Here is a 9730-nt window from a genome sequence, read left to right as displayed (position 1 = left end):
TAAAGAATAACAGGAATGTAAAATTAACTAAAGATGCTTTTATCCATTCAGATCAAGGCATTCATTATACTAGTCCAGCTTTTCAAAAATTAGTAAAGAAATATAAATTAGGACAATCTATGTCTAGACGTGGTAACTGTTGGGATAATGCACCACAAGAATCATTCTTCGGACATTTTAAAGATGAGACATACATAAAGCCCTGTAAAACTTTAGAAGAGTTAAAGCGGGAAATTAAGCAATATATGATTTATTATAATAACTATAGATATCAATGGAACTTAAAAAAGATGACCCCTGTTCAATACAGAAATCATCTTCTCAATTGTGCCGAGGCTTTTTTAAATTGTCCTTGACAAAGGGTACATTTTATTACTGCTCCGAGTTTCTTTTTAAAAATAATCTAATTTTATCTTGCGACGCCTCTAAGAACATATCAAAAGTAGTAAGCTCATTTTTACATATGTTTATGATTCTGTCTCTAGCCTGTTTTTTCTGGTAGTAATCATGTGTATATCTATTTCTAAGCCTCACTATACCCTCAAGTTTTTTGGAATCTTCCTTATCAATAAAACCAAAATCACTGGCTAATTCTATAATTTCTGGACCAGACTTATTAAGAATATAGTTATTAGTGGATACAAGATAAGTCTCACACATATCTATACCAAATTCACAAAAAGAATTAAAATAAGTATAATATACCACGTCTACATTCCTCCAATTCCTTGTTATTACATTGCCTCATTATTTCTAAGTTTTCCCTATCTCTTTTAAAGGTAGTGTAGGCAAGAACGTAATCAAAATATTTCTCTTCTTTGTAAACAAGTTTGTCATTGCTGCTAATTAATAATTCACTAAAAGGATAGTTCAAATCACTTATGAAAGTAAAATGAAAATTATCAAATTGGAAAAAATCGCCCAATTTACCTTGAAGATAATCTTGGATTTCAACCTCTCGATTAATATCCAAAGCTTTTTCACAAAGAATCATTATATCGATATCACTTCTATGCTCATTAAAACTTTCTTCATGATAACTTCCAAAAACAGCTATACAAATTATATCATGAAGAATTTCTACGGATAAACTGCAATTTTTCAATTCTACTTTTTTCATATATTACCTCAACTAACGAATATTGAATTCAAAACTCCACTTAAAACTAATAATCATGTTTATATTATACACAATTTCCAGATATTTAACAACAAACTTCCCCACGATCTAATCATTATACCTGTTTTCCAATTGGCTCATACACATTTCGTAGTAGAAGCCTTTCATGTCCATGAGTTGGTCGTGACTGCCCTGTTCTATGATTTCACCATGGTTTATTACCATGATCACATCAGCTTCCCTAATGGTACTAAGCCTGTGGGCTATGATAAAGCTTGTTCTACCCCTCATAAGTTCAATCATGGCTGATTGTATATGTTTTTCTGTCCGGGTATCCACATTGCTAGTAGCCTCATCTAATATAAGGATTGACGGATTGCTGAGTATAGCTCTAGCAATGGCAATTAGCTGTCTCTCACCTTGACTTAGATTGCTTCCACCTTCGTAAATCATAGTATTGTATCCTTGCCTTAACCTGCTAATGAAACCATGGGCATTGGCCATTATAGCTGCTTTTTTTATTTGTTCTTCTGTGGCCTCTGGATTCCCATACATTATGTTTTCTTTTATAGTACCTGTAAAAAGATAAGTATCCTGAAGGACTATGCCAAACATATCTCTAAGATTACTCCTCTTTAGCATCTGAATATCTGTACCATCAATTAGTATTGTCCCCTCAGTAACATCGTAAAATCTAGTTAAAAGGTTTACGATGGTGGTTTTCCCGGCGCCAGTAGAGCCAACCAAAGCTATGGTGCTACCAGCCTTCACCTTGAAGGATACATTATTCAAGATGTTTACATCCTCTCTGTAAGCAAAGCTAACATTTTTAAATTCCACATCACCTTTTACCTGCTGAATTTCTATAGCCCCTTCCTTGTCATCCACTTCTTCAGCTTCATCAAGAATTTCAAAAACTCTCTCTGCTCCAGCCACTGCCGATTGAAGCGTATTGAATACATTTGCAAAGTCATTTAGAGGTCTAGAAAATTGTTTTGAATATATTATAAAGCTGGATATTATGCCCACACCTATCTGACCCTTAACAGCCATAATTCCTCCAACCCAAGCAACCATGGTAAATCCGATATTATTTATTACATTCATTAGCGGCATAATAAGTCCTGACAATACCTGAGCCTTTATACCAACACTGCATAGCTCCTCATTGGTTTTTGCAAAATGTTCTATGATTTTATCTTCATGGCCAAAGGATTTTACAACATATATACCAGATACGCTCTCTTCTATGGTGCCATTCAGTAGTCCAAGCTGTCTCTGCTGCATCCTAAAAAGAGGGGCTGTCTTTTTAGCAACGGTTTTAGTAAGAAAGAATACAAGAGGCACTGTGATTATTGTAGCCACGGTCAATAAGGTACTTAAATATAGCATCATGATGAGGGACCCCACAATGGAAATCACACCAGCCATAAGCTGTAATATGGATTGAGAAACTGTTGTACTTACATTGTCAATATCATTGGCAAGTCTACTCATAATGTCGCCTTTGCTGTTACCATCGAAGTATGCCACGGGCAGACGTTGTAATTTATTGAATAAAACCCTTCGCAAATTTTTTACCATACGCTGGGATACACCCGCCAATACAAAGGATTGTAGAAAATTCAAAGCTGCATCCACCACATATGCCACTACCATGAATAGAAGCATAAAAAATAAAATATTAAAATTTATATTAGATACTGACACATCCATGATGTCCACCGCTTTACCTATGATATGTGGTACAAATACCCCAATTAGAGAACTTAATATCATAAAAAAACACATTAGCAATAGCTTACCATGTTCACCATCAAAGTATTTCCACACTCTCATCATGGTTTTCTTAAAACTCTTGGGCTTTTGTACAACAACTTGTCTATGCCCATTTCCAAATCCGCCAACTTTCAATCTTGGCATGGAAGTATCACTAAAGTTTTGTTTTTGCTGATGATTGGCCACGATTTTCCATCCCCTTTCCTATCTGAGATGTATAGATATCCTTGTATATATGACACTTGTCCATAAGTTCTTCATGGGTTCCAATGCCTGCAACAGTGCCATTGTCCATGACAAGAATCTTATCCGCGTACATCACAGAAGTTATCCTCTGGGCAACAACAATAGTTGTCATTCCCTTAGAGTAATTTTTAAGTGCACTTCTTATTTTTGACTCTGTCACTACATCTAAGGCACTGGTGCAATCGTCCATTATGAAAAGCTGAGGTTGTCTCATCAATGCCCTGGCAATGGAAATTCTCTGTTTTTGTCCACCAGATAGATTAACACCACCTTGTCCAAGCATAGTACCGTACTTCTCTGGGAAACCTTCAATAAACTCATGGGCCATGGATAGCTTAGCCATAGTCTCAACCTTATTTTTATCTGCAGTTTCGTCGCCCCATTTTATATTGTCCTCTATGGTGCCAGAAAACAACACAACCTTTTGAGGTACCACCGCCATAATCCCTCTAAGTTTCTTTATATCTACATCTTTTATGTTTACACCATTAAATTTTATTTCCCCACTATAGGGAGCATAAAATCCCTGTATCATGCTGATTATAGTGCTTTTCCCTGAACCTGTAGAACCTATTATCCCCAATGTTTCACCTCTATTTAACTTGAAACTAACATCTTTTAGCGCTAATTCCCCTGTGTCCTTATAATAGGAAAATTCCACCTTGTTAAACTCTAAAACAGGTTGCTGTTCTTTTAAATATTCTTCCAATTGTTTTTCAAAATATTTATCTTCAAAAAATTGTTCTCCAAATTCGCTTACTGTATCCTCTTTAAATACCTGACCTATTCGTTCATAAGAAGCCTTTGCTTTAATGAACATCATAAATACGTGGGAAATCATGGTAAGAGAAAACAATATCTGAGTCATGTAGTTTATAAAAGCCATTATTTGCCCCACAGCCATGGTACCGTTGTTTACCTTTATCCCACCAATCCACAGAATAGCCACGATTCCTAAATTCACCACCAGCATTATACAAGGAGAAAAAATAGCCATTATCCTCATAGCTTTTACAGAAGTATCTGCCAAATCTTCATTGGCCTTTTCAAATTTCTTCTCTTCATAATCACATCGGTTAAAAGCCCTAACTACCCTAATTCCAGACAAATATTCCTTCATGACCCCATTGACGCCATCCATTTTATCTTGTATTTTCATAAAAAAAGGGTAGCCTGTTCTCATATTTATCATGATGATAATTATTACCATTGGAATTACAGCTAAAAATACCAAAGACATTCTCCAATTCAGCTTTACAGCCATGACTATGCTTCCCACACACAATATAGGTGCCTTAACGAATATTCTCATCATGCCATTTGTAAAGTTTTGAACTTGGGTTACATCGTTAGTGAGCCTAGTAACCAAAGAAGCCCCTCCAAACTTGTCTACAGATTCAAAGGAAAGGCTTTGTACCTTTTTAAATAAATCAAGGCGCAATTCAGCCCCAAACTTATAAGACACATGAGTTGCCAAAATATTTCTGCTGACAGCGAAGATAGCACCCACCGCTGCCACAGACAACATGAGGATCCCCATATTCATAACATATTGAAGATCCCCATTTTTTACACCTTTATCGATAATTTTCGACATTATAGTTGGCTGAAGTAAATCGCAAAAAGCTTCCATGGAAAGGCACCCTACGGCAAGAACAAATAATTTCCAATACTTTTTTACATATTTTTTAAAGAATTTCAAGTTACCATCCTCACTCTATTTTGTAAATTTTTTTATTAAATTCTTAAGACTTTTCCCAAAGAATACATAACTTATAAGTGTAAATCCTATTATGTATACTACAATGCCAACGTACCATTTATTCATAGTTGTTGTAAACAAAAATAGTACTATAGCAAGAATTTGTGCTATATAATGTTTTCTCGTGGATATGCTAAGTTTCTTTCCAAAATACTCATCTCCGTATATCCCCCATATATAAAAGGCTGCAAGAGATGACACTGCAATTGCCTCCTTAGTCTTAAATACAGTAGCTGCAATGGCAATGGTGATAAGTGAAACTACTACGCCAATAATGCTGTTTTTAGTATACTCTTTTTTAAGCTTTAAGATCTTGTAATAATTACAAGTCACAATATTTATGGTGGCGCTTATCAATATTGTGGGAAATATAATAGCAGTGACACTTAGTGCATCTTTAAACACTGGGAACCAACGAAGTATTATAAGGTAAAAAACGAAATAAGCACAAAGACAATAGCCAAATACCACAAATATGATGTCCTTTAAAATACAATAGCTTTCAGCTAAGTTTTCTTTTTTAATTCTTGCCAAATAAGGATAAGCTAGAGATTTGATCCCATTTAACAAGATGTACACCATATTTAGGAGTGATACTGCAAAAGAATACATGGACATATCAGCTTGAGTAAACATAATACCCGCCCTTTGCAGATTGTCTATGAGAATTCTATCCACCCCAATGATTATTATGCTTACAAAGTTGCCCAACATGATAAAAAAGCCCAATTGCATATTGCTTTTAATATCCTTTATTAGTTCTCCCCTAGTCTCCCCCTTGCCAAAGGTGATTTCCTTAAAGCGAATTATGTATATTACTAGCACTATAATACCTATAAAAGTCTGTAGACCCATGAATAATGCTAGTTTCCTCAAATCTGTTAGCTTATTTCTCATGAGATATAGGGCCAAAATACTGACAATATAAAATCCTTTATTCAGCATAGTGTTATAGGAATACAGCTTAAATCGCCTTACAATCTGGCTAATGAACTCGAAATAGCACGTAAGGTTCATAATAACAATATTAACACAGATAAATAAATCTATCATAAGTCTTATATAGTCCTTGGTAATTACAAAAGAAATAAGAGACAACATCAACGCTATCCCCACCTGAAAACAGAGCAAAAATCGGAAATAAGATCTAAATTTTTTTCTCGGTAATGTTTCATAATCATAGTTTCCGTAGTTCACCATAATGCCATCGTTAAAGCCAAAATGGAAGAACCCTACATATCCTAAGTACAGTGTAAACACCTTGCTGTAGGCATACCACTTGGTCACATCTGTAGTCCATATTTTGGCAATTATGAAAGTGCTAGCAATACCAGACAAGAGCATTAAGAAATTTGCCATAAGAGTATAGCCCAAATCCTTTACACCCTTGCTTTTCAATATTTTTATGTTCATCTTTTTATCCTCAATTCATATTAAGATAATATACTTATTATATTATTTTTTTTCAAATTTAAACCCCATAATAAGCTTTTCTATATAGAAACAGTATACTAAAATACAAATTTATTGGCAATGTTTTGTCGAAAACATCCATTAACCCATTCGCCACAAGCCGCATAGAATATTTAGGAGTACAAATTTTTTCACACAAAGGTATATAAAAATCTAAGCTAAAGAGGTGTTTTTACATGTTGGAAACTTTTTTGCTAGTCCTAGCACTATCTTTAGATGCATTGGTAGCCAGTATCGCATATAGCACAAATAAAATTAAGATTCCACTAAAATCAATCTGCCTTATGAGTTTAATATCCTCCGTTATTTTAGGAATTGCCCTAAGCCTTGGAGGTTTTATAAAGGAATTTATTCCACCTAATATTACAACTATATTGAGTTTTATAATACTGCTTCTTCTAGGTATTTACTACCTTTTTGAAGGACTCATAAAAAATTACCTGAGAAAACAACAGGACCAAAACAAAAAAGTCCATCTGAACTTTTGCAATATATGTGTAGTTCTTGATATATATCTAGATGAGACAAAAGCCGACTTCAATCACTCAAAAAACTTAAACCTAAAGGAAGCAGCTTATTTGGCTACAGCACTTTCCATAGATTCCTTAGCTGTGGGAGTTGCCAGTAGCATGGCTGTCATAAATTATTGGCAAACCCTACTAATGTCCTTTGCCTTTAACCTCATATTTATAATGACCGGAACCTTTATCGGCAAAAAAATTGTAGAAAAAAGCAATTTAAATCTCTCATGGCTCTCAGGGGCTTTGCTCATTATTTTGGCCGTCAAAAATCTTTTTTAAAATATATTAAGGAGTACCTAAAATGCTTTCATTTTAAAGTACTCCTTTTTTGATGTATCACTGTATTCTACCAAAGAGCCACATGCAAAATTCACCTCAGAATTGAATACTCTGAAATGAATTATCTTTATATTTATTTAAATCATGATATTTATTTAAATCATGTAATTTAAAAGTAAAACTCACAAGAAAAACATATTCTCTCTTTTTGTTTTCCAACTACAGTAAACATTTGTTTTTCTTCATTTCTAGCTCCATACAGTTGTAAAACTTCTCCTAACTTAACTTCACTTGCAAAATTAATGCAAAAATCCTTTATATCCATGTTTTGAACATCCTGTGGCAAGTGATCCATGGCTATAGACGCATATTTTGAATTGTTCACATGTCCATTGCCATCTAAATCTGAAAACACTATTTTTCTGTGACCAAGTTCCGCTAAGAATTCTGGTATAGGTATTTTTACACATTCCATAGAATCCACCGTTACTTTAGATTCTGGAAATTTCCTCAAGGTGAAATTGACAGGTCTTATAATTTTGTGTGTTTTGGGTTCTACAATTAACCAAGCAGTCTCTGCTGATATAATTTTTTGTCCCTGTTCACTAAATATCTCAAAATCACGAAAAACCTGTGGTCCTTTCACTCTACCTTCCCAAGTTTTCAATGTTATTATATCCTCCGCTTTAGGGATTTTATGAAACCTAACTGTAACTCTAGACAGTAAAAACACATACCCATGCTCTACTAAGAATGCATGAGACATCCCCTTTTCCGTGTAATCCTCACCCCCAGCTTCTGTAAGGGTTTTCATAACCTCGCCCAATGAAATTCTCTCAAACATATCACAATTAGAGAATTCTACGGCTTTCTCTTTGCAAAATACATTTCCCTCATACCACGTTTTAAATGCTCTCATTTTTCTTCTCCATTATAAATATTTATGCTTATGTACTTTATATTGTAATACTTTATTTAAAAAATTAAAAGTAAAGCATGTAAAACAAATGAATATTTATTGCATATTTATTAATATTCATTGCATATTTATCTTGATTTTTTTTTAAAAACAGTTAAAATAGTATAGAATAAAACTATAAAAACTAAAAAGCAGGTGATTTAAAATGTTAAATATTAAAAATAGTTCTTTCAATTGTAAAGCATTTTTCAAGTTTTTTATTCCTTCATTATTCGGTATTATATTTTTTATGATTCCAATTAAATTCAACGGAAATTTTATAATACCAGTTGCACTACTTTCTAAATTATTGCATAATTATTTATCTAATTATTTACCATTGATTATGACCATACTCATATGTGCTTCACTGGTATTCACATTGATAGCTAAACTATTGAAACCAAAATTTATTATTGAAAATAGTTTTTTTAATTCACTTTTTAATGTATCCCCAATTTGGTTCATTGCTAGAATTTTAGGTGCTATATTTGCAATATGCATATTTTTTAAAGTTGGTCCAGAATTTATATGGTCTAAAAACACAGGCGCATTACTTCTCTACGACCTACTTCCTGTACTATTTTCTGTATTCTTATTTGCAGGATTGTTTTTACCTATACTTTTAAATTTTGGATTATTAGAATTTGCCGGTTCGTTACTTACTAAAGTTATGCGTCCAATTTTTAATTTACCAGGGAGATCTTCAGTAGACTGTATCGCTTCTTGGCTTGGAGATGGAACCATAGGCGTTCTCCTAACTAGTAAGCAATATGAAGAAGGTTTCTACACAAAACGAGAAGCCTCTGTAATTGGTACAACCTTTTCTTTTGTATCCATAACCTTTAGTTTAGTAGTTATATCACAAGTAAATCTATCTCATATGTTTGGTGTATTTTACTTAACTATAATAATATCTGGAATAGTAGCGGCCATTATAATTCCTAGAATCCCACCTCTTTCTAGAAAAGAAAATACATATTATAATGGGGAAAAATGTGATAAAAATAATGAACTTATTCCAGAAGGGTATACTCCTTTAACTTGGGGCGTAACTAAAGCCGTTGAAAGAGCAGAAGCTAATAAAATCTTTTCTATATTAATAGAGGGTAGTAAAAACGTACTAGATATGTGGATAGGCGTATCCCCTATAGTTTTAGCCATAGGAACTTTAGCTTTAATCTTAGCTGAATACACACCTATATTCCAATGGCTTGGTCTTCCTTTTATTCCTATACTAAATTTACTTCAAATCCCAGAAGCAACACAAGCTTCTAGCACACTTGTAGTTGGATTTGCAGATATGTTCTTACCTACAGTGATAGGCGCAAGTATTAAAAGTGAGCTAACTCGTTTTGTAGTAGCTGCTGTATCAGTAACTCAACTGATTTATATGTCTGAAGTCGGTGGTCTTTTATTGGGTTCCAAAATACCGGTATCCATTAAGGATCTTATGATAATATTTTTGGAACGTACCCTAATAACCCTTCCAATTATAGCTCTAATAGCACATATAATTTTCTAAACTTAAAGCTATACATAACTAACCTAAATTAAATATTTCTTATAAAATAAATGAAACCATGTATAAT

Annotated in this window: 9 protein-coding genes; 3 read left to right on the top strand and 6 right to left on the bottom strand. The window is 33.6% G+C overall.

Features of this window, described 5'->3' with window-relative positions:
* Nucleotides 1-356: IS3 family transposase (locus BUA73_RS10835; RefSeq protein WP_143147006.1), on the top strand; the 356-nt coding region annotated here is incomplete at its 5' end.
* Nucleotides 357-372: 16 nt separating this feature from the next.
* On the opposite strand, the gene BUA73_RS10830 is transcribed toward BUA73_RS10835, so the two are convergent.
* The 5 genes from BUA73_RS10830 to BUA73_RS10810 form a co-directional block, all read right to left on the bottom strand.
* Nucleotides 373-708 carry a HepT-like ribonuclease domain-containing protein gene (locus tag BUA73_RS10830; RefSeq protein ID WP_242942375.1) on the bottom strand — a complete coding sequence of 112 codons (336 nt, stop codon included), beginning with the start codon at nt 706-708 and terminating at the stop codon, nt 373-375.
* Nucleotides 686-1120 carry a nucleotidyltransferase domain-containing protein gene (locus tag BUA73_RS10825; RefSeq protein WP_072904144.1) on the bottom strand — a complete coding sequence of 145 codons (435 nt, stop codon included), beginning with the start codon at nt 1118-1120 and terminating at the stop codon, nt 686-688. The genes BUA73_RS10830 and BUA73_RS10825 overlap by 23 nt, the downstream gene beginning before the upstream one ends.
* Nucleotides 1121-1228: 108 nt before the next feature.
* The gene (locus tag BUA73_RS10820) at nt 1229-3043 is read right to left on the bottom strand and encodes an ABC transporter ATP-binding protein (protein WP_072904147.1); all 1815 of its coding nucleotides are present in this window, start codon (nt 3041-3043) and stop codon (nt 1229-1231) included.
* A 10-nt stretch (nt 3044-3053) separates the two neighbouring features.
* Nucleotides 3054-4847, bottom strand: coding sequence for an ABC transporter ATP-binding protein (locus BUA73_RS10815; protein WP_072904143.1), 1794 nt, complete (start codon nt 4845-4847; stop codon nt 3054-3056).
* A 15-nt stretch (nt 4848-4862) separates the two neighbouring features.
* Nucleotides 4863-6320, bottom strand: a complete 1458-nt coding sequence (locus BUA73_RS10810) for an MATE family efflux transporter (protein ID WP_072904142.1) — start codon at nt 6318-6320, stop codon at nt 4863-4865.
* Nucleotides 6321-6556: 236 nt separating this feature from the next.
* Here BUA73_RS10810 and ytaF point away from each other — a divergent pair, with 236 nt between their 5' ends.
* A complete protein-coding gene (gene ytaF / locus BUA73_RS10805) occupies nt 6557-7180 on the top strand; it encodes a sporulation membrane protein YtaF (RefSeq protein ID WP_072904141.1) in 624 nt (207 codons plus the stop codon).
* A 169-nt stretch (nt 7181-7349) separates the two neighbouring features.
* Here the strand turns inward: ytaF and BUA73_RS10800 are convergent, their stop codons facing one another.
* Nucleotides 7350-8099, bottom strand: coding sequence for an acyl-[acyl-carrier-protein] thioesterase (locus tag BUA73_RS10800; protein WP_072904140.1), 750 nt, complete (start codon nt 8097-8099; stop codon nt 7350-7352).
* Between the two features lie 205 nt (nt 8100-8304).
* On the opposite strand from BUA73_RS10800, the gene BUA73_RS10795 reads away from it, so the two are divergent.
* Nucleotides 8305-9663 carry a YjiH family protein gene (locus BUA73_RS10795; RefSeq protein ID WP_072904139.1) on the top strand — a complete coding sequence of 453 codons (1359 nt, stop codon included), beginning with the start codon at nt 8305-8307 and terminating at the stop codon, nt 9661-9663.
* The last annotated feature ends 67 nt before the right edge of the window (nt 9664-9730 follow it).

Origin of the sequence: Hathewaya proteolytica DSM 3090 (genome assembly GCF_900142225.1) — a bacterium.
In the GTDB taxonomy this organism is placed as follows: Bacteria; Bacillota; Clostridia; order Clostridiales; family Clostridiaceae; genus Hathewaya; species Hathewaya proteolytica.
Note: the sequence above shows the minus strand (reverse complement) of the source record. Positions and strands in the feature narration are given on the sequence as shown.

Coding starts and splice junctions, on each gene's coding strand:
- BUA73_RS10800 (WP_072904140.1), bottom strand. CDS start 8,099: ATGAGAGCATTTAAAACGTGGTATGAGGGAAATGTATTTTGCAAAGAG.
- BUA73_RS10820 (WP_072904147.1), bottom strand. CDS start 3,043: ATGCCAAGATTGAAAGTTGGCGGATTTGGAAATGGGCATAGACAAGTT.
- BUA73_RS10825 (WP_072904144.1), bottom strand. CDS start 1,120: ATGAAAAAAGTAGAATTGAAAAATTGCAGTTTATCCGTAGAAATTCTT.
- BUA73_RS10795 (WP_072904139.1), top strand. CDS start 8,305: ATGTTAAATATTAAAAATAGTTCTTTCAATTGTAAAGCATTTTTCAAG.
- ytaF (WP_072904141.1), top strand. CDS start 6,557: ATGTTGGAAACTTTTTTGCTAGTCCTAGCACTATCTTTAGATGCATTG.
- BUA73_RS10810 (WP_072904142.1), bottom strand. CDS start 6,320: ATGAACATAAAAATATTGAAAAGCAAGGGTGTAAAGGATTTGGGCTAT.